Here is a 25,754-nt window from a genome sequence, read left to right on the forward strand (position 1 = left end):
GTCGTTGGTTGACGGGGAGCCTTTTTTGTTGGGGTTCAGTCAAACATCGAAAAAACAGATGAAATAATTTGAATGACTGCTTCATCAATCGCTATAGATTATATGGGACTAAGGAGAAAAATTCAAACAATATAGGGTGAAACGCTAACAAAGTAGAAAGGTATACCATTGAAATACAAATGAACCATACAACACGTCACAAACGAAAAGGGATGAAAACCATTGAAATCGGTATCATAGTCGGATGTTAATGTTTATCTTTTTATAATTTTGCGATTGATGAAACTGAAAATCTCCCTCCTTATATATGTGGCCCTGACTGCCCAAGTGGCGCTGGCACAGTTCGACCCGGAAACAGGCCGACCCTCCGAATCACAACCCGGTAAAACCGAGGTGGTGAAGCACATCAAAACATGGCGACTGAGCGAAGGCTATACGCTGGCCGACACGCTGCAACCCGATACCATGCTCATTGGTTTTCAGCAGCACAACCCCATTTTGCGCCACAACCCATTCACGCTCCACCTGGGCAACATTGGTAGCCCGGCACAATCAATGTCCATTGGTGATCAGCACGACGATCAGGACTTTATCTTCAACAATGCCCTGTTGTTTTATCAACCCAAGGCCGACCAATGGCTGTTTTATAACACCACACTGCCCTATACCAATCTCTATTACCAAAACAGTGGTCCCAAGCGTCGTTCGGAGGAAAACATAGGCATCCTCTTTACACAAAACATCAACAAAGCGTGGAACGCCGGCATCAATTATAACATGCACTCCAACATTGGGCGCTACTCGGGACAAAACACCGAAAACCGGCTGTTCCGTTTCTTCACCAGTTTCAACAGCAAAGCTTATCAACTACATGCGGCCTTGAGCCTGTATAAATTCGACCAATTGGAGAATGGGGGAATCGAAGACAACAACTACATCGTAAATGGCAACAACCCGGAATACAGCGAAATAGAGCCCGAAAACATCCCGGTGTGGCTACAAAACACCAAGCACTATTTGCGCACGCAGCGTTACCTACTCAACCAATCACTCAACATTGGAAAAATCAGCCGGGGCGATTCACTACAGATGCAAACCCTGCCCGTGGGGACACTCTTCCACACGCTGGAAGTGAACGCGACACAACGCCGGTTCAACATCGACAACCTCCCGACAGACAACCGAACCGGCAAGGCTGACCAGTATTTTACCAACATCTACGCCGATTCATTGGTGACACGTGACACTTTGCGTTACACTGAGGTTAAAAACACGGTGCAGCTGCGCTTTAACGAAGAAGCCAACTCGTTGCTCAAATTCGGACTGCGCGCCTATCTCGAAAACGAGATTCAAACTTATCAACGCGACGAACCCGGAGTCGTGCTCATTGAAACAGGTCAGCTTACAACATCTTCAATCCCCCGCAAAAAAACCTTCATCAACACAGCCGTTGGCGGACAAATATTTAAAAATACCGGCAATAATTTTTGGTGGAACGCGGGTGCCAAAACCTACATCACCGGCAACAAAATTGGCGACATGGAGCTGAGCGGGATGGCCAATTCATCGTTTCGTGTGGGCAAGGACACCGCTGGCATTTTTGCACTGGGAGATCTTACGCTGCGTTCGCCCGGTTACCTGTTTGAAACCTATTATTCAAATCATTTCTTTTGGAACAACGATTTCAGAAAAGAGAAAACCCTGCGCGTGAAAGGCGGTATTCGCATTCCCACGCAACGTTTCGAAATCACCGGCGAGGCAAGGCTGATTAACGATTGCTTTTATTGGAACGAACAAGCCCTGCCCGATCAGTCGTCGGAGGTGCTGCAAATGGTCGAAATTGCCCTTTCACAACATTTCAGGTGGGGCATCCTCAACAGCGTCAACAAGGTAAGTTACCAGGTGACCAGCAACGACCGCATTCGCCCATTGCCCATGCTTTCGGCGTACTCGGCCAACTACATTGAACATCTGGCCTTTAAAGTATTGCGATTCCAGATAGGATTTGATGTGCGATACTTCACCCAATACTATGCACCGGCCTATATGCCGGCCACGGGGCAGTTTTACGCACAACGACTTGAAAAAATTGGTGAATACCCCTTTGCAGATGCCTTTGCCAATTTCCACCTCAAGCGAGCACGCATCGGGGTGAAATGGGAACATGTGAACGATGGATTAATGGGAATTTACAACAGCTTTTTGTTGCCCGGTTATCCCAACAACCCGCGGGCATTCAAAATTCAGGTTTCGTGGAACTTCTATGATTGATTTAAGTTGTGTAAATGCACTTTTTGAACATCAAACCGCTCAAAAATTGGAACCATGCATCACCGGGTCGTGAATGACCCTGGAAACTCATTCAACCGTTACACCATCAGTCTGTCAGACAAACAACATTGGGCAAACATCTGCTTTCGCCCCCTCCGTTCATCAGGGAAAAAACACCATTCATCAAAATCACAACACACTGATTGACTTGTTGATAAAACAAAAAAGGTTGCACCGGATGTTTTTTTGACCTATTTTTGCGGCTTCACCATGACACAAAAATGATGAATGCACGATTCTACGGATGGGCGGCAATATGTTTATTGACATTTTTGATACAGGCCTGCCACTCCGGTTCAACCGGCAACGAAAACAACACATCGGGGCTGATCGACCTCCCCGAGATGAAGCTAAAAGGCACCCTGAGGGTGGTAATTGACTACAACTCTACCAATTATTTTATATACAAGGGACAACCCATGGGTTACCAGCTTGAACTGTTGCAGGAGCTGGGTAATTATTTGTCGTTAAAACTCGATGTGACAGTTTGCAACGACATGGGTCAAAACTTCGAGAGCCTCGAACAAGGCAACGTTGACGTAATTGCCACCAACATTGCCGTCACCAAAGAGATGAAACCCGACATCAGCTTCACCGAACCGCACAGCTATACCAGGCAGGTTTTGGTGCAGCGAAAGTACAATCGCGAAGAAGAAGCCAACCGCGTAAAGACCTTCAACGCCATCATTCGCAACCAACTTGATTTGGCCGGGAAAACCATTTACGTGCAACGAAACTCATCGTACGCGCATCGTTTGCGAAGCCTGTCGAACGAAATTGCCGACAGCATCAACGTGGTTGAAATACCCGATTACGAGGCCGAACAGCTCATCGGACTGGTTGCTGCCGGGGAAATCGATTACACGGTGTGCGACGAGAATCTGGCTCGAGTCAACAAAAATTACTACCCCAACATTGACATCGAAACGGCCATCAGTTTTCCCCAAAAAATCGCCTGGGCCGTGCGCACCTCATCGCCCGAATTGCTCAAGGCCATCAACCAATGGATGGTGGGCTTTAAAAAGACCGCCCGTTACGAAAAGATTTTTCAAAAATACTTCCTCAACCGTCGCTCCATGCAGATGGTCGAAAACGGGACCCTGTTGCTGCGCAACGGACAGGTGTCGGTTTACGACGAGATTATTAAAGCCGAGAGCAAAAAAATGAATTGGGACTGGCGACTCATTGCCTCACTCATTTATCAGGAATCGCGTTTTTCCTCCACTTCGGTCAGTTGGGCAGGCGCTCAGGGCTTGATGCAGTTAATGCCGCAAACGGCCGAGACATTTGGGGTGCACGACGTTAACTCCCCCAGTGAAAACATACGCGGTGGATTAAAACTGCTCGAATGGCTGGATAAACGCATGGCCACCCGCATTGAAAACCCCAAGGAACGCCTCAAGTTTGTGCTTGCAGCCTACAATGTGGGCATTGGTCACGTACTGGATGCCATGAGTTTGGCCGAAAAAAATGGAAAGAATCCCAAGATTTGGGAGAATAACGTCGATTTTTATTTGCTCAACAAATCAAACCCCGAGTATTTTAATGATCCGGTGGTGAAATTTGGCTATTGCCGTGGTGCCGAACCTTATAAATATGTCATAGAAGTGCTTGAGCGTTATGAACATTACAAGATTCTGATTCGATAAAAGCCTTACTCGACTCCAGCACATCTAAAAATTCGCAGATAATCATTGCCGTAGCACCCCAAACGCGATACCCGTCGATGTCGTAAAAGGGGGCATTGATTATGCGGTTACCCACCTGATAAGTAAACGACTTGATATTTTCGGGTTGGAAAAAGGCACGCAAGGGCGCTTCAATGAGGGTTTCCACCTCGTACACATCGGGCTGAAACACCGGAATGTTGGCATACCATCCCACCTGGGGATAAACCATAAAATTGCTATGCGGAATAAAGATGGGCGTTAATCCGCCAAGTCGCTCAATGCCATCGGCCACGCCGGCTTCCTCGGCCGTTTCGCGCAATGCAGCATCCCACGCTCCGGCATCCTGGGGCTCCCACTTACCTCCGGGCAGGCACACCTGTCCGCTGTGCACCCCGTCGTACGATGGACGCTTGATGAGGGGCAAATACCATTGACCCGCTTTGGGGTAAAGCATAATCATCACGCTGCTGTTACGCGAGTGCGTGGGATCGGGCCAAGTGTCGGAATAAGGATAACGAATATCAGGCGACATGCGGCTGTGAGCCGGTTCGCCGGGAAGGGGCTCTTGCAAAGCCCGTCGTAATGCTGCAATCTCACACATAAGTTCTTCCTCCTCGATAAGTTGTGGCAGGCGAAATTTCAAAACGTACCAACCCCATCACAAATGAACGATGACGCTGTTTTGTAAGTTACAAAAAAAACCTATTTCCAAAACAATATCGTTTAGTTGAGAGAAGAAGACGTGAGACGTTGAGACAGATGATGAGATGAGAAAGATATTTAGATCAATCTTCTTGTCTCGCAATCGAACAACCAAACTAAGCAGTATTGATGACCAAAGTATCAATCGAAACGAATGGCCTTGGCGGGTGTAATTTTCGACACCAGGTAGGTGGGCCCCACCATCATGAGCGTGGTGACCGCTACTGCCCCCAGGTTAAGCCACAACAAATGAAGCCAATGGAGATGAATGGGAACACGGTCGAGATAATAATTGGCAGGATCTAAAGCCACAATGCCCGTGTATTTTTGCAACAGGCAAAGCCCGATGCCAATGATGTTTCCCCACAAAATGCCCCGTCCCACAATAAAAACGGCCACATAAAGAAACACCTTGCGCAACATGAGGTTATCGGCCCCCACGGCCTTGAGGATGCCAATCATGTTGGTGCGCTCGAGAATGAGAATCAACAGGCCGGATATCATGTTGAACCCGGCCACCAAGGTAATCAACACCAAAATGACCACCGTGTTGGTGTCGAGATAATCGAGCCAGCCAAATATCTGGGGCTGCACCTGACGTACCGAGCGGGTGCGCAACATCATTCCATCGGGGTCGATGTACGAACTCACGGCCGTCATCACATCCTGAGTCACATCATCCAGGTCGTCGAACCGATGGATGAACAACTCGTAACCGGCAATCTGGTTGCGCTCCCAACCGTTGAGTTTTTGCACCTGACGCATATCCACCAAGGCAAAGAGGCCGTCCATTTCGGGCATGCCCGAGTCGAAAATGCCGGTGACGGTAAATTTACGAGCCCTGATTTGTTGCTGAATAAAGTACATGGGCACCCCGTCGCCCACGCTCAGGTGCAACATGTCGGCCACCGTGCGCGAGATTAAAATTCCGTTGGAGACCGAATCGGGCGAAAGGGTGAGGATGTGGCCATCGACCATCACCGAACGGATAAAATGCCAGTCGAACTCCTCCCCCACTCCTTTCAACACCAATCCGTGAACCTGGTTGGCCGTTTTGATGATGCCGGGCTTGGTGACAAAACGTTGCACTTGCGACACTGACGGGATTGAAGCCATGAGGGTTTCCAACTGATGATCGACACGAATGGGATTCACCTCGTACGAAAAGTTGTAATCGTAACTCATCACCTGAATGTGACTTCCGAAACCGATCACCTTTTCGCGCACCTCCTTTTTAAATCCAAATCCAATGGCAATGGATAAAATCATCACCACCATGCCCAGCATCACGCCCAGGGTCGCCACTTTGATGACCGGCCCGGCAATGCGCTTGCCGCTGATGCCTCCCTTGCGGATGCGATTGGCGATGTAAAGTGGTAAATTCATGGGTGTGTGATTGACCCCCTAATCCCCCAAAGGGGGACTAAGGGTTAGTTTCGTTAAATATGTAGGTAAAGCACTTTTGTACTTCTGCACTTTATTACGCTTGTACTTTTTTTACTCATGCACTCTTGCACAATTTTCAAAAATCTCAACAAAAATAACGCTTCAAACGATAGAACGGCAGACCGATGGGTTTTTTATCAGGGCCACAGCAAAGAATAGGTGTTTTTTAATCAACAAATAGCAAAGGTTATTCCATCCAATAGTTATGGCAGCAATCCCCATGAGAAGTTCAACCATATAAAATGGTTTCAGCGCAACCAAAATCCGATTCAAGCCAAACGGCCGCAGTTTAGGCCCAAGTAAAAATGATTCTTCTCAAACGGCCGCTGTTTAGGCCCAAGTAAAAAAGATTCTCCCCAAACGGCCGCCGTTTAAGCCCAAGAAAACATGATTCACAACAAACGGCCGCCGTTTAGACCCAAGTAAATGTGATTCTCCCCAAACGGCCGCCGTTTAGACCCAAGTAAAAATGATTCACCTCAAACGGCCGCCGTTTAGGTTCCGGTAAAATTGATTCACCTCAAACGGCATGCCCTGCACTAACAGGTTGTAACAATGAATGCATGCCAATTATCATCATCTGAATAAATTGAGATAATAAAACAATCATTACTCCTAACCCCCCAAATGTGGTTATTGCTGAAAAATAGGGTGGCATTTATTTGATACAAATCAACAACGACACATTTAAGTAAGATGGTTTTTTAAGCTCAAAACCATTAATGGCATAAAAGGATGTCCGACCCTGCTGCAACATCCTTTAATTAATATTCTTTAGCGGGTTGGCTTCATATAACCAAGACTCGCTGCCTTTGATTAATCTCTATCTTTGCGCCACAAAATGGGATATATGAGCACCTCGTCAAAAATGCTTTTCCGATCGTATTTGGCTCTTGGAGCCGGCGTATTGTTCACTGGCGTTTCGGCGGTGGTGATTAAAATGGCCAACGCGCCGGGGGTAGTGACCACTTTTTACCGCATGGGCATTGGGGCGTTGGTGCTGTTGATTCCGTTCATGTTGTACTGGCGAAAAAATCGATCACTGGCACCCCGGGGCATCCTCTTCGCGGTGTTGTCGGGCATCTGCTTTGGCATCGATTTGGCCTTGTGGTCCACCGCCATTATGGACACCGACACCACCCTGCCCACGCTGGCCGCCAATTTGGCACCGGTATGGACGGGACTGGGTGCCATGTGGCTCTTTAAGGAACATCCCCGCCGCGGATTTTGGATGGGTTTGGTGATTTCGCTCGTGGGCATTGTGGTGATGATTGCGCCCGATTTGCACGGCAACACCATTGTGTTGCGCAGTATTTTATTTGGTTTGATGGCCGGCATGCTGTATGGCATTTATTACCTCACCGCGCAAGAAGGGCGCACCAAAATGGAAACGCTCCCATTCCTGTTTATCAGTACTTTTACATCCTCCATCGTGTTGCTGGCCGCCACCTTCATCACCGGCAACGCTCTCACCGGATATCCGGCACATACCTGGTGGGTATTTATATTCAACGGCGTGGTGGTGCATGTGGTGGGATGGTGGCTCATCAACTTTGCTCAAGGTTACTTACGCGCAACCGTGGTGGCTCCCACCTTGTTGGGACAGCCCATTGTGACCGTCATTGTTGCCTGGCTGGTGCTCGACGAACGTCATACATGGTGGCATTTTGCCGGAGGCGTGATTGTGATTGGCGGTATTTACCTGGTGCATTGGGCCAGGAGGGCTAAGAAGGCATCGTAACCCACCACTCATCTTCCAAAAGCAAAACGCATGAGTAACTTGCCTGACTTAAAAAACAGCCAGATGCCCACCAGCACAATGATGATGGCCACCCCCGACGGAATATTGGCATAGTACGAGAACATCAGTCCCCCCATAGATCCCACCAACGCGAACAATACCGACAAGGGAATGATGCGTCCAAACTGACGGGTCATCAGCCCCGAAATAACCTGTGGAATGGTAAAAAGCGACAATACCAGTATGATACCCGCCAATTTGATGCTCATCACCACCGTCAACGCAATCAATGCCATCATCACATAGCGAATGGCCTGAACGGGTAAGCCGGCCGCCTTGGCAAAGTCGGGGTCGAACGCCGAATAAAGCAACGGACGATAAAAAATGACAAACACCGTTGCCACCAGTAGCGCCAATGCCCCCATCACCCACAAATCGAATGTGGTGATGTTGAGAATATTCCCAAACAAAAAACTCATCAAATTGGGGCTGTAACCGGGTGTCAGATACACGAACAAAATGCCCACCGCCATGCCCATGGCCAACAAAATGGCAATGGCACTATCTTCGCGCACATTGCCTTTGCTATGAGCCCACTCAATGCCCAAAGCCGACGCGATGCCAAACAATACTGCTCCCAAAAACGGGTTCAGTCCAAAATAATAAGCCAACCCAATGCCTCCAAACGAGGAATGGGTGATGCCATCGGTTAAAAACACGATTTTTCGCGCCACAATGTACGTGCCTATAAAACCGGCTGCCAACGACGTGAGCAATGCGCCCAAAACGGCATTGATAAAAAATTGATATTGGAACAATTCAAACATAATCAATCGATAATTACAGTCAGCTATGATTTTTCAACACCCGATGAGGAATCGTCCCATGGGCAATCAATTCGACCGGACAATTGTAATAGGTCAGCATTTCGCTTGAAATTTTATTGGATGGATGGTAATGCAAGCGACCATTGACACAAGCGATGGTTTTGACCACCGATGAAATGGTTCCCACATCGTGCGACACCAGCATGATGGCCACCGAACGATTCAATTCCTGCAAAATGCGATAGAGTTCACCTTCAAAACCTTTATCGACGTAAGTGTTGGGTTCATCCAAAATCAGCAAACCGGGTTGATGAATCAAGGCACGACATAAAAATACCCGCTGTTTTTGGCCACCCGACAGTTCACCAATGGGATTTGCGGCAAATGGCAACAGGCCGGTACGTTCGAGCAACGCCAGAGCCGACTGACGCTGGGCTTTGGTCACCCGCTGCCACAGTTTCATTTGTCCCATCAATCCCGACAACACCACATCGAGCACCGAAATGGGAAAGGACGCATCAAACGCCCCACCCTGTGGCAGATAACCAATGGACTTAAGCCCAGCGGGCAAACCGGGAAATTCAATCGCCCCGGTACGGATGGGCAACAATCCTAAAATCACTTTCAGCAACGTGGTTTTACCCCCACCGTTGGGCCCTATGATGGCCAAAAAATCATGGGCATGCACTTCCAAATTCACATCCCTGATGACATCGTCACCATTGTAGCCGGCACTCACGCCGGACAGTTTGAGCAATGGTTTCATGGATGCGACAGATTTTCGGTGAATTGACGAAGAAGCGAATCTGCAAAATCGAACCAATTCTCACTCATGGGGTCAAACGCAACCACACTTGCACCGGTTTCCTGGGCAAGCACTTGCACATGACGTTCGTCAAACTCCTTTTGCATCAATATCATATTCACGTCCTCAATGCGAGCTTGTTCAATCAATTCCTTCAAGCGTGCCACCGAAGGTTCCTTACCATCACTCTCGATGGAAATTTCGTTCAACGCATAGTCGCGCGCCAAATAGGAGGTTGCCGGATGATACACCATAAATGACTTCCCTGCATGAGGTTTCAATTCACGGGCATAACGGGCATCCACGCTGTCCATCTTTGATCGCAACCGCTGATAACCGTCAACGATGAGAACACTGTCGTGAGGGAAATTTTGCAGAAGTGCATCCTTTAAATTTTCAACCAAGCGTTTGGCCGTCGATGGCGCAATCCAAATGTGGGGATCCACCGCGTGATGATGGTCATGATGGTGGTTGTCACCATGATCGCAGGCATCTCCGGCGAGCAACTGAATGCCCGCAGATAAATCCACAACTTTCAAATCAGGATGTCGCGCCATCAATTTATCCACCCACGGCTGATCAAAACCATTGTGGCAAAGCATGAGATACAATGGTGCCTCTTCGAGCAACATCATCTGACGCGGCGATGGCTCGTAAGTCTCGTGGTTTGCGCCTTTTTCCAAAACCACATTCACCTGATAGCGATCGCCAACCATCTGTTCGATAAAAAACTTTTGGGGCACAATGCTCACATTAATAATCGATGCGACTTCAGTGGTCTTTTTCGGCACACATCCGCCCAATACTAGCGGAATAATGGCAATTAGAAGTTTATTTATCATCATTTTGTCCTTTTTTATCACTACAACGACAGCACACCCCATTGACTACAAAACGGTTATCGGTCACCACAAACCCATTGGGCACATACACCGGCTGAATGGGAACCTCAGGCAAGCAATACACCGCATTGCAACTGGTACAATGAAAATGCATGTGTTGACTGCTTTCGTTCATCCGATACGCAACCAATGCTTCCGACACATCAATGCGATTGACGATGGATTTTTCGACAAACAGTTTTAAGGTGCGATAAAGCGTGACCCGGTCGGGATTTTGTTCCAACAGGGGCTCAATTTCCCTCACCGACAAGGGGCGATCAGCTCTCAAAAATACCTCCAACAGTTGAACGCGAATGGGCGTTTGATGCAACTGATAGTGCTTTAATATTTCAGCGACAGTCATAATTATAAATTGCAACACTGTTGCAAAGTTACGAATTTAAACAAGCGAATGCCAGTATTGTTCACCGCCCATCGACGCAAAAGAACCAATAAATGTGAAAATTAGCACAAACAGACCATAAACACATCACGCTGATATTCAAGTAAAAAAACAAACAATAGAGAAATAAATCACCAATAACCCTGCTCTAAAACAGATATATAAAGGGCTTATAAACTATCATTTCTACCGCAAAAGGGTTATTTTTGCGGCTTTAAAAACAAACAAATTATGGCAGATACAAACAAACAACCGTTATTTAGTGAATTTCCGCCTATTTCGACTCAGGAATGGATGGACAAAATCACGGCGGACTTGAAAGGTGCCGACTTTGAAAAAAAGATGGTGTGGAAAACATCTGAAGGTTTCAATGTGCGTCCTTTTTACCGTGCCGAAGACCTTGAGAACTTACAGTATCTCAACACCCTGCCGGGCGAGTTCCCCTACGTGCGTGGAACCAAGACCGACAATAAATGGTTTATCCGTCAGGATATGTGCGGCAGTAACGCTGCCGAATCCAATGCCAAAGCGCTGGATGTTCTGACCAAGGGCGTGACATCATTGGGCTTTAAACTTCATGGCGAAGATGAAGCCAACGTGAATCACCTGTCTGCACTGCTCAAAAACATTGCTGCCGATGTTGAACTGAACTTCGAAACCACTCATGGAAACAAGAAGTTGGTGGAAGCATTGGTGGAAGTATCTAAAAAAGTCAACCTTGCTCAAGGTTCTGTGAATTTCGACCCAATCGGTAAATTCACCATCACCGGCAAAACCTGCACCACTGTTGAGCGCATGTTCGAATATGCAGGCGAAGTGGTGAAAGCGGGTAAAGCCCTTCCAAAATTCAAAACGCTTGCCGTAAACGGTAAATATTTCAATAATGCCGGTTCTTCTATCGTACAGGAGCTGGCATTTTCGTTGGCCATGGGTGCCGAATACATCACTCAGTTAACTGAAAGTGGTTTGTCGGTTGATGAAGTGGCCGGTGCTCTTAAATTCAACTTTGGTGTTGGTGGTAACTACTTCATGGAAATTGCCAAATTGCGTGCTGCACGCATGTTGTGGGCCATGATTGTGGAACAATACAAACCTGCGAGCAAAGAAGTTTGTAAGATGAACATTCACTGCGAAACTTCACAATTCAACAAAACCATTTTCGATCCAAACGTGAACATGCTTCGCACGCAAACCGAAGCCATGTCGGCCACGTTGGGCGGTTGCGATTCGTTGACGGTGATGCCTTTCGACAAAATCTTCCGTAAATCAGATGCGATTTCTGAGCGTATTGCACGCAACCAACAATTGCTGTTGAAAGAAGAGTCGCACTTCGATAAAATCGTTGATCCATCAGCTGGTTCATATTATATCGAAAATCTGACTGACAATATCGCCCGTGAAGCATGGACTTTGTTCCTCGATATTCAGGGCAAAGGCGGTTATGTTGCTGCTTTGCAGGCTGGTTACATCCAACAATTGGTGAAGAAAAGCGCTGACGATCGCAAAAAAGCGGTTGCCTCACGTCGCGAGAACCTGCTGGGTACCAACCAGTATCCTAACTTCAACGAACAGATGCAGGCTCAAATCGATGCCAAGTGCATGGAACACAAAAAGATTGACACCACGGGTGCCATCGTCGAGCCTATTGTGTTGTTCCGCGGTTCTGAGGAGTTTGAGGCATTGCGTCTATCAACAGAAAAAGCGGCTAAACGTCCTAAAGTATTCATGTTGACCTACGGTAACCTGGCCATGCGTCTGGCTCGTTCTCAATTCTCATGTAACTTCTTCGGATGTGCAGGTTACGAATTGATCGACAACATGGGCTTTGCCACCGTTGAAGAAGGCGTAGCTGCTGCCAAAGCTGCCAAAGCCGACATCGTGGTACTTTGTTCATCTGACGATGAATATGCTGAAGCTGCTCCTGCTGCATTCGCTGCTCTTGGCAATGCCGCTCAGTTTGTGGTTGCCGGTGCTCCCGCCTGCATGGACGACCTCAAAGCCAAAGGCATCGAGCACTTCATCAACGTGCGTAGCAATGTGCTTGAAACGCTGAAGGCTTTCAATGGCTTGTTGGGGATTAAATAATTACAGACAAGAAGAGTTTTAGATATTAGACAGATAGACAAGACTTAAGAGATTATTGAGATGCGAGGACATAATTTCAGAGAGTTAAAGATTTGGCAAAAAGCACGTGAGCTGGTAAAAACAGTTTACGAAGCAACCAAATCCTATCCTCAATCTGAAGTTTATGGACTTCAGGGGCAATCACGCAGAGCAGTTGTTTCAATTGCAGCAAACATTGCCGAAGGATCGGGCAAAGGGACTAACAAAGACTTTAGCAACTTCTTGAATATTGCCAAAGGTTCGTTGTTTGAGCTTGAAACCCTCATCATTCTGGGTTGTGACTTAGGTTATTTGAGTGTAGAAGTACACAATTCATTAACCAACCAAAGTCAGGAACTTGAAAAGATGATCATCTCCTTTCAAAATCAATTGGTCTAAAAATCTTTCTTCATCTAATCTATCTGTCTCTCGTCTAAAAGTCTAAAAATCTTATTACATGAAACCAGATTTTTCAAAAATAAATTACAAAGGAGCCCCCAGCCAGACCGATGCGGCTGCATGGGAGCAGAAAAACGGGATTAAAAAGGATTGGGTAACACCCGAGATGATTCCCGTGAAAAAAGTTTATACCAAGGAAGACCTTGCCGGCATGGAGCATTTGAACTATGCAGCCGGTTTGGCACCATTCCTTCGTGGTCCTTACTCGGGTATGTATGCTACTCAGCCTTGGACGATTCGTCAGTATGCAGGTTTCTCGACTGCTGAGGAATCAAATGCATTCTACCGTCGTAACCTGGCTTCGGGACAGAAAGGTTTGTCGGTAGCATTCGACTTGGCTACACACCGCGGTTATGACTCAGATCATGAGCGCGTTGTTGGTGACGTAGGTAAAGCCGGTGTTGCCATCGACTCTATCCTCGACATGAAAATTTTGTTCGATGGTATCCCCTTGAACAAGATGTCAGTGTCTATGACCATGAACGGTGCGGTATTGCCGGTATTGGCATTCTACATTGTGGCAGGTTTGGAGCAAGGCGCTAAGTTGGAAGATATGGCTGGTACCATCCAGAACGATATCTTGAAGGAGTTCATGGTGCGTAACACCTATATCTATCCTCCTACTTTCTCAATGAAAGTAATCGCTGACATTTTCGAATACACTTCGAAAAACATGCCTAAGTTCAACAGTATCTCTATTTCGGGATACCACATGCAAGAGGCAGGTGCTACAGCTGATATCGAGTTGGCATACACTCTTGCTGACGGCTTGGAGTACCTCCGCGCCGGTGTGAACGCAGGTATGGACATCGACTCGTTCGCGCCACGCTTGTCTTTCTTCTGGGCTATTGGTATGAACCACTTTATGGAGATTGCCAAAATGCGTGCTGCTCGTATGTTGTGGGCTAAGATTGTAAAACAATTCAATCCTAAAAACCCAAAATCATTGGCATTGCGTACACACTCGCAAACTTCAGGTTGGTCATTGACCGAACAGGATCCATTCAACAACGTTGGACGTACCTGTATCGAGGCAATGGGTGCAGCTTTGGGTCACACCCAGTCATTGCACACCAACGCGCTCGACGAAGCGATTGCATTGCCAACCGACTTCTCGGCACGTATTGCACGTAACACACAGATCTTCATACAAGACGAAACTCAAATTTGTAAAGCCATCGACCCATGGGCTGGTTCTTACTATGTTGAGTCGTTGACCAAAGAATTGGTTGACAAAGCCTGGGCTTTGATCGAAGAGGTTGAAAGCTTGGGTGGTATGGCTAAAGCGATCGAATCGGGCGTACCAAAAATGCGCATCGAAGAGGCTGCTGCCCGTACTCAAGCTAAAATCGACAGTGGCAAACAAGTAATTGTAGGTGTAAACCGTTTCCGTTTGGAGAAAGAAGATCCTATTGACATTCTCGAAATCGACAACACTGCCGTGCGTTTGAGCCAGATTGAGCGCTTGAAAGTATTGCGTGCCAACCGTGACGAAGCTAAGGTACAAGCTGCGCTTGCTGCCATTACCAAAGCGGTTGAAACCGGTGAAGGTAACCTGCTTGAATTGGCCGTTGAAGCCGCCAAATTGCGTGCCTCACTGGGTGAAATTTCTTATGCATGTGAAACAATTGTAGGACGATACAAAGCAGTGATTCGTAGCATCAGCGGGGTGTACAGCTCCGAAGCAGGTGATGACAAGGAATTTGATCATGCCCGTGCACTGTGCCAGCAATTTGCTGAAAAAGAAGGTCGTCAGCCTCGTATCATGATTGCCAAAATGGGTCAGGACGGACACGATCGCGGTGCCAAAGTAGTGGCTACCGGTTATGCCGATATCGGTTTCGACGTGGACATGGGACCATTGTTCCAAACGCCTGCCGAAGCGGCCAAACAAGCTGTTGAAAACGACGTTCACGTGTTGGGTGTGTCTTCATTGGCAGCAGGTCACAAAACTTTGGTACCTCAGGTGATCGAAGAGTTGAAAAAACTGGGTCGCGAAGATATCATGGTGATTTGCGGTGGTGTGATCCCGGCACAGGATTACCAATACCTCTACGATGCAGGTGCTGTAGCCATCTTTGGTCCCGGAACATCGGTTGCCAAAGCTGCCAGCGACATCCTCGATATATTAATTGAGGCGCATAAATAATTATCAGGTAGATAATGCAATAAAAAAGGCTGTTCATTACGAACAGCCTTTTTTAATATCACAACAAAATCGAATTAGTTCCCGACTTCCGAAATAAACTTAATCCTCACCATCCGAACCTCTTCTTCGGAATACTCATTCTCACCCAACTCTTCAAGAGCTGCCTGAATATCATCGGTCTCAGCTTCTTCTTTGAAGAAGTAAAAAATCTCGTCACGGTGTTCGGGATCCATCACTTCGTCAATATGATAATCAATGTTAACACGAGTTCCAGAATAAACAATGGACTCTATCTCCTTGAGTAGCTCGTCCATCGAAAGGCCTTTTGACTCGGCAATGTCGTTGAGCAACACTTTGCGGTCGATGCCCTGAATGATGGCAATTTTGTTTTTCGATTTGTTGGCCACACTCTTGACAACCATGTCCATGGGGCGGTCAATTTCGTTCACCTCAACATGTTTCTTAATCAAATCGACAAACTCTTTCCCAAAACGTTTGGCTTTACCGGCACCTACCCCGGGAATATTTTGCAGCTCTTCGAGAGATACGGGATAATAGGTAGCCATAGCCTCGAGCGATGGATCCTGGAAGATCACAAATGGCGGTAACTCCTTTTTCTTGGCCATTTGTTTGCGCAACTCCTTGAGCATATTGAACAACGCATTATCTAATGCAGCAGTTCCGCCAACGGGTGCTTCATCGTCATCATTATCAAAATCGTGATCTTTGGTTAACATCACAGTATAAGGCTTCTGCATGTATTGCAAGCCTTTATCGGTTAGCTTTAACAAACCGTAATTTTCGATATCCTTCGACAGAAAACCTTCAACGAGTGATTGACGCACCACCGCGTTCCAATATTTATCGTCCTCTTCGTCTCCACAGCCAAACAGCGACAATTCATCGTGTTTGTATGACTTGGTGGCATTGTTGAGGGTTCCGCACAAAATATGAATGATGTGATCGGACTTGAATTTTTCCTTTACTTCGTTGACCACTTTCAGCACCTTCTGAATGGCTTCCTGACCGTCAAATTGCTCTTTGGGGTGCATGCAGTTGTCACAACACTCGCAATTTTCCATCTCAAACTTTTCACCGAAATAGTGCAACAACACCTTGCGACGGCAAACCGAAGTTTCAGCATATCCTACTGTTTCGAGCAACAGCTGTTTACCAATTTCCTGCTCGGCCAAAGGCTTGCCTTGCATAAATTTCTCGAGCTTGACAATATCCTTGTAACTGTAAAAGGTAATGCAGCGCCCTTCTCCCCCATCGCGTCCGGCACGACCGGTTTCCTGGTAATAACCTTCGAGACTTTTGGGAATGTCGTAATGAATCACCAGGCGCACATCGGGCTTGTCGATTCCCATACCAAAAGCAATGGTGGCCACCACCACATCCACCTGTTCCATCAGGAACTTATCTTGGTTGGCAGCACGAGACGAAGCATCCATCCCTGCATGATAGGGAACCGCTTTAATGCCGTTAACCACCAACATTTCGGCCAACTCTTCGACCTTTTTGCGACTTAGACAATATATAATAGCCGACTTGCCCGTATTGGCCTTAATGATTTTGATGATTTCCTTTGTCGCATCCGTTTTGGGACGGACTTCGTAATAAAGGTTGCTTCGATTAAATGACGATTTAAACACCTTCGCGTTGAGCATACCCAAGTTCTTTTGAATGTCGTGCTGAACCTTGGGCGTAGCCGTTGCGGTGAGCGCAATTACAGGAGCTTCACCTATTTCACTGATAATGGGACGGATGCGTCGGTACTCGGGTCGAAAATCGTGACCCCACTCGGAAATACAGTGCGCTTCGTCAACGGCATAAAACGAGATGGTGATTTGTTTTAAAAAAGCAATATTCTCGTCCTTGGTGAGCGATTCGGGAGCGACATAAAGCAACTTCGTTTTTCCGGCTAAGACATCTTCCTTCACCTGAACGATGGCAGACTTGGTGAGCGAACTGTTAAGAAAGTGAGCCACGCCGTCTTCCTCGCTAAAGTTGCGCATGGCATCTACCTGATTTTTCATCAACGCAATGAGCGGTGATATAATAATGGCAGTACCCGGCATAATTAAAGCCGGCAACTGATAACACAATGACTTCCCCCCCCCCGTTGGCATCAACACAAAGGTATCGTTTCCATCAAGAAGATTCCGGATAATTGTCTCCTGATTCCCCTTAAACGTATCAAAACCAAAATGTTGCTTTAAACTCTCGCCTAAATCCACCTGTTTAAACATATCTGCAATTAATTATCAAACCAGCCAAACACCGAATCCATTATCCAATCCGGCAACTATTAATAACCTCTCAAAGTGCCATTATGTGAAAAAAGCCACCAAATTATGTGGTTTCACAAGAGCAATCATTTTAACCCCGGTGGGGCAAAACATCATTGAAGGTAGCAATTAAAAATTGCTTCACAAATAATTTTTTTCAAAAACAATTGTCGCCAGCATCCAAAACGGAATACAATAACAAACATGTTTTCAGAGAGAAAACATCAGAGGAAGTAGCTTTAGTTAGGTTTAACAGGCATGGTGTTTAGGTCAACACGCAAGCCCTTGAGAGCGTGATAAAATTACAACAAACAAACCAACCTCAAAAGCACACGGATGAAGAAAAATAATAAAAACCTTTAACGACAGGCAAAAACCTTCATCGTCAAAATATTACGCCATGCAGCCGGAGGGAGCAATTATAAATGTTCAAAATAACGGTCGTGTGTAAATTCATCACGTTTTAAAACAGTAAGAAATCGGCGAAGAGAACATTGCACCACAAAGCATCTTAATTAATATCTTAGACAAAAAAAATAGAATGTCAAACGATCGTGAAATGAGTTTTTGGGAACATGTCGAAACCTTGCGCAAACATTTGATAAGGAGTGTCTTGGCAATTGGCATTCTTGCCATCGCAGCATTTATATTCAGCGATGTCATTTTTAACGATGTGATTCTGGCTCCCAAAGAACCCGATTTCTTCACCAATCGCTGGCTTTGCACTTTGGCCGGTTTTATGCACACACCACAGCTTTGTATCAACCAAAATCCGTTGCCATTGACAAACATCTCAATGTCGGGTCAATTTACCACACATATATGGGTGTCGGTAATTGCAGGATTCATCTTAGCATTTCCATTTATTTGCATGGAACTTTGGCGGTTTATAAAACCTGCATTGGGAACCAATGCAATTAAACAGAGCTCCTCATTCATCCTGATGACTTCATTGCTGTTTATGGTGGGAATCCTGTTTGGGTACTACATCATCGCCCCCATGTCCATCGAGTTCCTCGGGCACTATCAAATTACGGCCGACATCAGTAACCAAATCACCCTCACATCCTATATTTCAACTGTATCGGGCATTGTATTATCGTCAGGCATTGCATTTGAGCTGCCGGTGGTTATCTGGCTCCTGGCACGGCTGGGGGTGGTTGATGTCAAGGGACTCAAGAAATACCGTCGACATGCCATGGTGGTCATCGTTGTTTTTGCAGCCATCATCACACCCCCCGATGTGGTGAGCCAAATATTGGTGAGCGTACCCATGATCCTGTTATTTGAAGCCGGGATTCACATCGCCTCTGGTGTCGAACGCAAGAGATCATAGCTTATAACCACTGACAGTGTGATTATTAGCAATCAATAAAAAAAGGGATCAACCCCAAAAAATTGACACGCCAAGCGGATTGATTCATGGAGGGTTTCACTATTTTTGTGGCATGGAAAACGAATCATTGTTACTGCACACCAAACAATTGGTGAAACGATACAAGAAACGCACGGTTGTTAAAGGTGTTTCGGTAGAAGTACGTCAGGGCGAAATAGTAGGACTTTTGGGTCCCAACGGTGCCGGCAAAACCACGACCTTTTACATGATTGTGGGATTGATTAAACCCAACGAGGGTCACATCTACCTCAACGACGATGATATCACCGACGCCCCCGTGTACAAGCGGGCTCAAAAAGGCATCGGTTATTTGGCACAAGAAGCCAGTGTGTTCCGCAAACTGAGTGTTGAAGACAACATACGCGCAGTGTTGGAGATGACCGATTACGACAAAGATTATCAAAAACATCGCTTAGAGGAGCTGCTCAACGAATTTAGCCTGCAACACATTCGCAAAAGTTTGGGTATTCAGCTCTCGGGGGGAGAACGCCGTCGTACCGAAATAGCCCGAGCTTTGGCCATCAACCCCAAGTTTATCCTGCTCGACGAGCCCTTTGCCGGGGTCGATCCCATTGCGGTGCGCGACATTCAGGAAATTGTATACAAGCTAAAGGACAAAAACATCGGCATCCTCATCACCGACCACAATGTGGACGAAACGCTTTCGATCACCGACCGGGCCTACCTGCTGTTCTCGGGTGACATTCTCAAAGCCGGCACGGCCGAAGAACTGGCCGAGGATCCGGAAGTGCGACGCTTATATCTCGGTGCCGATTTTGAGCTCAAGCGACGCGACTTTAGTTCTATCAATCAATAACATCAACTAGCCACATTATTTTCAGTCAATAGTTGCAGAATCCCAAAAAAAGATTCTATCTTTGCACCGCTGAAAAAACAAATTGCGGATGTGGCGTAATTGGTAGCCGCGCCAGACTTAGGATCTGGTGCCGAGAGGCGTGGGGGTTCGAGTCCCTTCATCCGCACCATCGCACCTAAATCGCCTTTTTACCCTGTTAAAAACCGGTAAGGAGGCGTTTTTTGCATGTGGCAAATCACACTTGTCTAATAATTTTTCACTCCGTCAGCCGGAGAGTACTGGTTCGGATAATTTATACTAATATTTTTACGCAGATGAACATCTCAAAGCAAACCATTGATGATTTGAATGCCGTTTTGACGTTGACCGTTGAAAAAGCCGACTATGAAACGAGAGTAAACGATGCCTTGAACAATTACCGCAAAAAAGTTCAAATGCCCGGTTTCCGTCCCGGTAAAGTACCCGCCGGAATGGTGAAAAAAATGTACGGAAAATCGATTTTGGCTGATGAGATTAACAAATTAGTATCAGAAAACCTGTCGAACTATATCACCGATAACAAACTCAACCTGTTGGGCGAACCCCTTCCAAGCGAAAAACAGCAATTGGTTGATTTTGATGCCAACGAATCATTTGAATTTATTTTTGACATTGCCACGGCACCCGAATTTGAGGCCGACCTGTCGAAAAAAGATAAACTCCCCTACTACACCATCGCCATCACCGACGAGATGATTGATCAGCAAATTAAATCGGTGACCGGCCGCTTTGGTAAAAACGAAGTGGTAGACGTGATCAGCGACCAATCGATGATTAAAGCTTCATTGGTAGAACTGGATGCCAATGGCAATGCCAAACAGGACGGCATTCAGGTTGACGAAACCGTGATTTCGATGATGGTGGCTAAAGACGATGCCGAGCGTAATAAACTGGTAGGTTCGAAAGTGGGTGATGCAGTGGTAATGAACCTTGCCAAGGCTTATCCCAACGCCAACGAACTGTCGTACATGCTTAAAATCAGCAAAGAACAAGCTGAAGGATTAACAAGCGACTTTAAAGTAACGGTAAACGAAATCACCGAATTTAAATATGCCGAACTCAACCAGGATCTGTTTACACAGCTGTATGGCGAAGGCGTGGTGAACAACGAAGAAGAGTTCAAAAACAAAGTGAAAGAAGAACTGGCCAACAATCTGGCCTTTGAATCGGATTATCGTTTCCAATTGGATGCCCGTGAGAAACTGGTTGCCAAGTTCGACATTAAATTGCCCGAGGCATTCCTGATTCGTTGGATCAAAGCCACCAACCATGGCAACGATAAACTCACCGACGAGCAAATCAACGCTGAGATGCCTAAATTCATCGAAGACCTGAAATGGCAATTGATCAAAAACAAAGTGATTGAAGCCAACAAGCTCGAAATAGACCACCAGGATGTGTTGGCTGCCGCCAAACAAGCTGCTCGCATCCAGTTTATGCAATATGGCCTGAGCAACATTCCCGAAGATTACCTCGAGAACTATGCCATGGACATGCTCAACAAAGAAGAGCAACGTCGTCAGTTCGCCCAAGGCGCCATCAACACCAAAGTGCTCAACTTCATTAAAGAAGCAGTGAAACTGGATGAGAAAGAGCTGAGCCGCGATGAGTTCAACAAATTGTTTGAGAACAATTAATATAAATTTACACCCACAGGCTGGGAAAAAGTGTTAATTTAGAGGCTCACTTTTAAAAACAGGTTCACTATGATAGATCCCCGCGATTTCCGCAAATTCGCTACCCGTCACATGGGTATCAACAGTTTGGTGTTCGATCAGTACACATCCATCACCAACAACTGGATTTCACCCACGATCATCGAAGAGCGCCAGTTAAACGTGGCCAGCATGGACGTTTTTTCCCGCCTGATGATGGATCGCATCATCTTTTTGGGCATGCCCATCGACGATTATGTGGCCAACGTGATTCAGGCACAGCTGCTGTATCTTGAGTCAACGGCGCCCAACAAAGACATCTCCATCTATTTTAATACCCCCGGTGGGTCGGTGCATGCCGGTTTGGGCATTTACGACACCATGCAATACATCTCTTCCGACGTGGCCACCATTTGTACCGGAATGGCCGCATCCATGGGAGCCGTGTTGCTCACAGCCGGTGCCAAGGGCAAGCGAACAGCCCTGCGTCACTCACGCATCATGATTCACCAGCCCATGGGCGGCGCTCAGGGGCAGGCTTCGGACATCGAAATCACCACCCGTGAGATCCTTAAATTGAAAAAGGAACTTTACAACATCATCGCTGATCACTCCGGACAACCCTTTAAGCGGGTTGAAAAAGATTCGGATCGCGATTACTGGATGACCGCCGAAGAAGCCAAAGAATATGGCATGATTGACGAGGTTTTGGTTCGTCAGAAGTAATGACAGACAAGAGAATAATTCGATAACATTTTGCGGTGCAGAATTATCAGTCATGGTAATTCTGCATTGCTGTTTCATCACGTATCAAATCAACCCATGGATAAATGTTCATTTTGCGGACGTCCCCGAAAGGACACCAACCTGCTGATAGCCGGCATCTCGGGCCACATCTGCGACAACTGTATTGAACAAGCAAACAGCATCCTCGAAGAGGAATTTAAAAAGAAAGGCTCCTTCGATATGAAGGGGGTGAAGCTGCTGAAACCTTCTGAAATCAAGACTTTCCTTGATCAATACGTTATTGGGCAGGACAGCGCCAAAAAATACCTGTCGGTGGCTGTTTACAACCATTACAAGCGCCTGATGCAGTCCGACAAGGGCGACGATGTGGAAATTGAAAAATCGAACATCATTCTGGTGGGCGAAACCGGCACAGGCAAAACCCTTCTGGCTCGCACCATTGCCCGCATGCTGCACGTGCCCTTTACCATTGTCGATGCCACGGTGCTCACCGAGGCCGGCTACGTGGGCGAGGACATCGAAAGCATCCTCACTCGATTGCTGCAAGCGGCCGATTACAACGTGGAGGCCGCCGAAAAAGGCATCGTTTTCATTGACGAAATCGACAAAATCGCCCGCAAAGGCGACAATCCCTCCATCACCCGCGACGTGTCGGGTGAAGGGGTACAACAAGGGCTGCTGAAGCTGCTCGAAGGATCGATCGTGAATGTACCGCCCCAGGGAGGCCGTAAGCACCCCGACCAAAAGATGATTCCCGTCAACACCAAAAATATCCTCTTCATTTGCGGGGGTGCCTTTGACGGCATCGATCGCAAAATCGGGCAGCGTCTCAACACCAAAATGGTGGGTTACACCGCCAGCCGCAACAAGGACAACATCGACCAAAGTAACCTGCTGCAATACATCACACCACAGGATTTGAAGTCGTTTGGCCTCATTCCCGAAATCATTGGCCGTTTGCCCATTCTCACCTACCTGGAGCCGCTCAATCGCAGCACCTTGCGCCTCATTCTCACCGAGCCCAAAAACTCCATCATCCGTCAGTACGAAAAACTGTTTGAGATGGATGGCATCAAACTGGTGTTCGACGAAGCGGTGTTCGAATACATTGTCGACAAGGCCGTTGAGTTTAAGCTAGGGGCACGCGGGTTGCGTTCCATTTGCGAAACCATCATCATCGATGCCATGTTTGAAATGCCATCGAAAAAAGAGAAAGAACTGCGCATCGACCTGGCTTATGCCACCGAAAAAATTGACAAGGCCAACATTGCCATGCTCAAAGCCAGTTAAGCAGTTTCATCAATCATCTGCAAAAGCGCATCCATTGACGGGTGCGCTTTTTTTGTGGCCCAAAAACGGTCACATTGAAGCGAAATTGAGCGACACGCGTGGTTGGGATATTCGCTCCGGAGCGAAAGTTTTTGACGATGGCACTAAAAATCGTCGCCCCGGGGCGAAAGTATGAACCACGCATGGTTGGGACTTTCGCCCCGGGGCGAAACTTTGCCGGATGCGTGGTTGGGATGGTCGCCCCAGGGCGAAACCTTGCCCGAAGGCTGGTTTGAACTTTCGCCCCGGGGCGAAAGTCTCCCCGACGCGTGGCGCTCAATTTCGCCCGGTGAAACCCATCATCAAAAATGATTGCACAGAGTTTCACAGAGAAAACTGACCTCTTTCTCTGTGGCTCTGTGAGTCTCCTCCGTGTGACTCAGTGTAAATGAATCTTTTTCATCGCTACCGATTATTCAGTCGCACCACAGAAAAGATTCAAGAACTCAGGATTAAGGAATGTGTTGTAATGCAATAAAACATCATCAAAAAAATCACAACAGAGGGCTGAGCAAGCGGGCGAACGATTCTTTGGCTTTCTCGTTCAAGGGACGACGCACCCACACTTCGGGATAGATGCGGGTGCTGTCGTTAAGGTCGTTGAGGAATACGTTGCGCATTTCGATGGCCACCTCCTCATCGTAAATAAACGAGGTCACCTCAAAGTTTTGCTCGAAGCTGCGGAAGTCCATGTTGGCCGACCCGATGAGCGACAGCACATCATCGACCACAATGGTTTTGCAGTGCAAAAAGCCTTTGTCGTAAAAGGAGACTTTGACGCCCGACTCCATCAAGTCGCGCAAATAGGATCGCGACGACAGCAGCGTCACGTAGGCATCGCTCTTTGAGGGGATGAGCAAATGCACATCGACCCCGCCCAGTGCGGCTGTTTTGATGGCCATGAGCACGTGGTCGTTGGGCATGAAATAGGGCGTGGAGATGTACACGTAATCGCGGGCGGTGGCGATGGCCTGAAAGATGCCCATCATGATGGCCGGCCAATCGGAATCGGGGCCGCTGGAAACGATTTGCACAATTTTGTCGCCCACGGGAGTTTTAGATGGGAAATAATGAGGATGCGCCAGCTCCACCTGCTTCACAAAATACCAGTCGATGAGAAAGGTGGTTTGAAGTGAATTGACGGCATCGCCCTCAATCATCATGTGGGTGTCGCGCCAAATGCCGTAGCTCTCGTGCCCGTCGAGGTAACGGTCGGCCACATTGATGCCGCCCATGAAACCCACTTCGCCATCGATGACCACAATTTTGCGGTGATTACGGTAGTTGACCTTGCTGGTGAGCCAGGGGAAGCGCACCTTGAGGAAGCTGCCGGCTTCGATGCCCGCATCTTCCATCTCTTTAAAAAACTTGTCCTTCAGCTCCCAGCTGCCCACATCGTCAACAATCAAGCGCACTTCGACCCCTTGAGCCACTTTTTGAATGAGCAGGCGTTTGATGCGATTGCCCACCTCATCTTCTTCAAAAATATAATACTCCAGGTGGATGAACTTTTTGGCGTTGCCCATGGCATTGAGCAATGCCTCAAACTTATCGGCACCATTATGAAACACGGTGACCTTGTTGCCAATGGTGATGAGCGAGTAGCTGTTGTTGAGCAACAGTTGCACAATGTTGCGCTTGTGGTTGGCAGCCGTGTTGTCGAGCAGGTTGCCCTCGCTCATTTTATTGATTTGGGCATTGGCCAGTGACAACAGGCGCTCGTGGTTTTTGAGTCCTTTGCGGGCAATGATTTTTTCTTTGCGGAAATTTTGTCCAAAAAAAACATAAAACACAAACCCCAATCCCGGCAACAGCAGCAACACCATGATCCACGACAAGGTTTTGAGCGGGCTGCGGTTTTCGAGCACAATCACAATCACCACCACCAAAATGATGATGGCATATACCGTTAACATAAATGGGGTGACGTAGCTGTGCAGTTGGTTTAAAAAATCGATCATGA

General features: G+C 47.2%; 20 protein-coding genes and 1 tRNA gene. 13 read left to right on the forward strand and 8 right to left on the reverse strand.

Annotated elements, in window-relative coordinates; translation table 11 throughout:
- Window positions 1–279 precede the first annotated feature (279 nt).
- Window positions 280–2,271, forward strand: coding sequence for a putative porin (locus tag LX69_RS04480; RefSeq protein WP_111444627.1), 1,992 nt, complete (start codon window positions 280–282; stop codon window positions 2,269–2,271).
- 284 nt (window positions 2,272–2,555) lie between these two features.
- Entirely contained in the window at window positions 2,556–3,980 is a 1,425-nt protein-coding gene (locus tag LX69_RS04485; protein ID WP_245934937.1) for an MltF family protein, read from the forward strand.
- On the opposite strand, the gene LX69_RS04490 is transcribed toward LX69_RS04485, so the two are convergent.
- A complete protein-coding gene (locus tag LX69_RS04490; RefSeq protein ID WP_111444629.1) occupies window positions 3,931–4,602 on the reverse strand; it encodes an NUDIX hydrolase in 672 nt (223 codons plus the stop codon). The genes LX69_RS04485 and LX69_RS04490 overlap by 50 nt on opposite strands.
- 242 nt (window positions 4,603–4,844) lie before the next feature.
- Window positions 4,845–6,089, reverse strand: coding sequence for an ABC transporter permease (locus LX69_RS04495; RefSeq protein WP_111444630.1), 1,245 nt, complete (start codon window positions 6,087–6,089; stop codon window positions 4,845–4,847).
- Between the two features lie 910 nt (window positions 6,090–6,999).
- On the opposite strand from LX69_RS04495, the gene LX69_RS04500 reads away from it, so the two are divergent.
- Window positions 7,000–7,890 (forward strand): DMT family transporter, encoded by an 891-nt coding sequence (locus tag LX69_RS04500; RefSeq protein ID WP_170124236.1) that lies wholly within the window; start codon window positions 7,000–7,002, stop codon window positions 7,888–7,890.
- Between the two features lie 8 nt (window positions 7,891–7,898).
- Here LX69_RS04500 and LX69_RS04505 read toward each other — a convergent pair whose 3' ends face one another.
- From LX69_RS04505 to LX69_RS04520, 4 genes are read right to left on the reverse strand one after another with little or no spacing between them, the layout of a single operon-like run.
- A complete protein-coding gene (locus tag LX69_RS04505) occupies window positions 7,899–8,717 on the reverse strand; it encodes a metal ABC transporter permease (RefSeq protein WP_111444632.1) in 819 nt (272 codons plus the stop codon).
- A gap of 19 nt (window positions 8,718–8,736) precedes the next feature.
- Window positions 8,737–9,483 carry a metal ABC transporter ATP-binding protein gene (locus LX69_RS04510; RefSeq protein WP_111444633.1) on the reverse strand — a complete coding sequence of 249 codons (747 nt, stop codon included), beginning with the start codon at window positions 9,481–9,483 and terminating at the stop codon, window positions 8,737–8,739.
- Window positions 9,480–10,367, reverse strand: a complete 888-nt coding sequence (locus LX69_RS04515) for a metal ABC transporter solute-binding protein, Zn/Mn family (RefSeq protein WP_170124237.1) — start codon at window positions 10,365–10,367, stop codon at window positions 9,480–9,482. The genes LX69_RS04510 and LX69_RS04515 overlap by 4 nt, the downstream gene beginning before the upstream one ends.
- Window positions 10,354–10,767 (reverse strand): Fur family transcriptional regulator, encoded by a 414-nt coding sequence (locus tag LX69_RS04520; protein WP_111444635.1) that lies wholly within the window; start codon window positions 10,765–10,767, stop codon window positions 10,354–10,356. Before LX69_RS04520 ends, LX69_RS04515 begins: the two co-directional genes overlap by 14 nt.
- A 270-nt stretch (window positions 10,768–11,037) precedes the next feature.
- Between LX69_RS04520 and mutA the strand changes: the two genes are divergently transcribed.
- The 3 genes from mutA to scpA are packed head-to-tail and all read left to right on the forward strand — an operon-like array spanning window position 11,038 to window position 15,517.
- Window positions 11,038–12,891: a methylmalonyl-CoA mutase small subunit gene (gene mutA / locus LX69_RS04525; RefSeq protein ID WP_111444636.1), complete on the forward strand. Its 1,854-nt coding sequence runs from the start codon at window positions 11,038–11,040 to the stop codon at window positions 12,889–12,891.
- Window positions 12,892–12,951: 60 nt separating this feature from the next.
- On the forward strand, window positions 12,952–13,308 hold the full coding sequence (locus tag LX69_RS04530) for a four helix bundle protein (protein WP_111444637.1): 357 nt from the start codon (window positions 12,952–12,954) through the stop codon (window positions 13,306–13,308).
- A gap of 58 nt (window positions 13,309–13,366) precedes the next feature.
- On the forward strand, window positions 13,367–15,517 hold the full coding sequence (gene scpA / locus LX69_RS04535) for a methylmalonyl-CoA mutase (RefSeq protein WP_111444638.1): 2,151 nt from the start codon (window positions 13,367–13,369) through the stop codon (window positions 15,515–15,517).
- A 74-nt stretch (window positions 15,518–15,591) separates the two neighbouring features.
- Here the strand turns inward: scpA and recQ are convergent, their stop codons facing one another.
- The gene (gene recQ / locus LX69_RS04540; RefSeq protein ID WP_111444639.1) at window positions 15,592–17,769 is read right to left on the reverse strand and encodes a DNA helicase RecQ; all 2,178 of its coding nucleotides are present in this window, start codon (window positions 17,767–17,769) and stop codon (window positions 15,592–15,594) included.
- A 580-nt stretch (window positions 17,770–18,349) separates the two neighbouring features.
- Between recQ and tatC the strand changes: the two genes are divergently transcribed.
- From tatC to LX69_RS04575, 7 genes are all read left to right on the forward strand, one after another.
- Entirely contained in the window at window positions 18,350–19,144 is a 795-nt protein-coding gene (tatC, locus tag LX69_RS04545) for a twin-arginine translocase subunit TatC (protein WP_111444640.1), read from the forward strand.
- A gap of 112 nt (window positions 19,145–19,256) precedes the next feature.
- Window positions 19,257–20,021, forward strand: a complete 765-nt coding sequence (gene lptB, locus LX69_RS04550; RefSeq protein WP_111444682.1) for an LPS export ABC transporter ATP-binding protein — start codon at window positions 19,257–19,259, stop codon at window positions 20,019–20,021.
- An 84-nt stretch (window positions 20,022–20,105) separates the two neighbouring features.
- Window positions 20,106–20,190: transfer RNA gene (locus tag LX69_RS04555), tRNA-Leu, on the forward strand.
- 145 nt (window positions 20,191–20,335) lie between these two features.
- Complete coding sequence (tig, locus tag LX69_RS04560) at window positions 20,336–21,697, forward strand: trigger factor (protein WP_111444641.1); 1,362 nt, start codon at window positions 20,336–20,338, stop codon at window positions 21,695–21,697.
- Window positions 21,698–21,766: 69 nt separating this feature from the next.
- On the forward strand, window positions 21,767–22,441 hold the full coding sequence (gene clpP / locus LX69_RS04565) for an ATP-dependent Clp endopeptidase proteolytic subunit ClpP (RefSeq protein ID WP_111444642.1): 675 nt from the start codon (window positions 21,767–21,769) through the stop codon (window positions 22,439–22,441).
- Window positions 22,442–22,537: 96 nt separating this feature from the next.
- Complete coding sequence (clpX, locus tag LX69_RS04570; protein WP_111444643.1) at window positions 22,538–23,752, forward strand: ATP-dependent Clp protease ATP-binding subunit ClpX; 1,215 nt, start codon at window positions 22,538–22,540, stop codon at window positions 23,750–23,752.
- Window positions 23,753–23,923: 171 nt separating this feature from the next.
- Window positions 23,924–24,103, forward strand: coding sequence for a hypothetical protein (locus tag LX69_RS04575; protein WP_111444644.1), 180 nt, complete (start codon window positions 23,924–23,926; stop codon window positions 24,101–24,103).
- A gap of 182 nt (window positions 24,104–24,285) precedes the next feature.
- Here the strand turns inward: LX69_RS04575 and cls are convergent, their stop codons facing one another.
- Window positions 24,286–25,752, reverse strand: coding sequence for a cardiolipin synthase (gene cls / locus LX69_RS04580; protein ID WP_111444645.1), 1,467 nt, complete (start codon window positions 25,750–25,752; stop codon window positions 24,286–24,288).
- Window positions 25,753–25,754 lie beyond the last annotated feature (2 nt).

Origin of the sequence: Breznakibacter xylanolyticus (assembly GCF_003254275.1) — a bacterium.
GTDB classification, from domain to species: domain Bacteria; phylum Bacteroidota; class Bacteroidia; order Bacteroidales; family Marinilabiliaceae; genus Breznakibacter; species Breznakibacter xylanolyticus.

What these genes read in the sequence shown, in the direction of transcription:
- LX69_RS04530 (WP_111444637.1), top strand. Translation starts at nt 12,952, where the DNA reads ATGCGAGGACATAATTTCAGAGAGTTAAAGATTTGGCAAAAAGCACGT.
- tig (WP_111444641.1), top strand. Translation starts at nt 20,336, where the DNA reads ATGAACATCTCAAAGCAAACCATTGATGATTTGAATGCCGTTTTGACG.
- LX69_RS04490 (WP_111444629.1), bottom strand. Translation starts at nt 4,602, where the DNA reads ATGTGTGAGATTGCAGCATTACGACGGGCTTTGCAAGAGCCCCTTCCC.
- LX69_RS04485 (WP_245934937.1), top strand. Translation starts at nt 2,556, where the DNA reads ATGAATGCACGATTCTACGGATGGGCGGCAATATGTTTATTGACATTT.
- scpA (WP_111444638.1), top strand. Translation starts at nt 13,367, where the DNA reads ATGAAACCAGATTTTTCAAAAATAAATTACAAAGGAGCCCCCAGCCAG.
- tatC (WP_111444640.1), top strand. Translation starts at nt 18,350, where the DNA reads ATGTCAAACGATCGTGAAATGAGTTTTTGGGAACATGTCGAAACCTTG.
- LX69_RS04500 (WP_170124236.1), top strand. Translation starts at nt 7,000, where the DNA reads ATGAGCACCTCGTCAAAAATGCTTTTCCGATCGTATTTGGCTCTTGGA.
- clpP (WP_111444642.1), top strand. Translation starts at nt 21,767, where the DNA reads ATGATAGATCCCCGCGATTTCCGCAAATTCGCTACCCGTCACATGGGT.
- LX69_RS04510 (WP_111444633.1), bottom strand. Translation starts at nt 9,483, where the DNA reads ATGAAACCATTGCTCAAACTGTCCGGCGTGAGTGCCGGCTACAATGGT.
- LX69_RS04575 (WP_111444644.1), top strand. Translation starts at nt 23,924, where the DNA reads ATGAACCACGCATGGTTGGGACTTTCGCCCCGGGGCGAAACTTTGCCG.
- LX69_RS04505 (WP_111444632.1), bottom strand. Translation starts at nt 8,717, where the DNA reads ATGTTTGAATTGTTCCAATATCAATTTTTTATCAATGCCGTTTTGGGC.
- LX69_RS04480 (WP_111444627.1), top strand. Translation starts at nt 280, where the DNA reads ATGAAACTGAAAATCTCCCTCCTTATATATGTGGCCCTGACTGCCCAA.
- clpX (WP_111444643.1), top strand. Translation starts at nt 22,538, where the DNA reads ATGGATAAATGTTCATTTTGCGGACGTCCCCGAAAGGACACCAACCTG.
- cls (WP_111444645.1), bottom strand. Translation starts at nt 25,752, where the DNA reads ATGATCGATTTTTTAAACCAACTGCACAGCTACGTCACCCCATTTATG.
- mutA (WP_111444636.1), top strand. Translation starts at nt 11,038, where the DNA reads ATGGCAGATACAAACAAACAACCGTTATTTAGTGAATTTCCGCCTATT.
- LX69_RS04520 (WP_111444635.1), bottom strand. Translation starts at nt 10,767, where the DNA reads ATGACTGTCGCTGAAATATTAAAGCACTATCAGTTGCATCAAACGCCC.
- recQ (WP_111444639.1), bottom strand. Translation starts at nt 17,769, where the DNA reads ATGTTTAAACAGGTGGATTTAGGCGAGAGTTTAAAGCAACATTTTGGT.
- LX69_RS04495 (WP_111444630.1), bottom strand. Translation starts at nt 6,089, where the DNA reads ATGAATTTACCACTTTACATCGCCAATCGCATCCGCAAGGGAGGCATC.
- LX69_RS04515 (WP_170124237.1), bottom strand. Translation starts at nt 10,367, where the DNA reads ATGATGATAAATAAACTTCTAATTGCCATTATTCCGCTAGTATTGGGC.
- lptB (WP_111444682.1), top strand. Translation starts at nt 19,257, where the DNA reads ATGGAAAACGAATCATTGTTACTGCACACCAAACAATTGGTGAAACGA.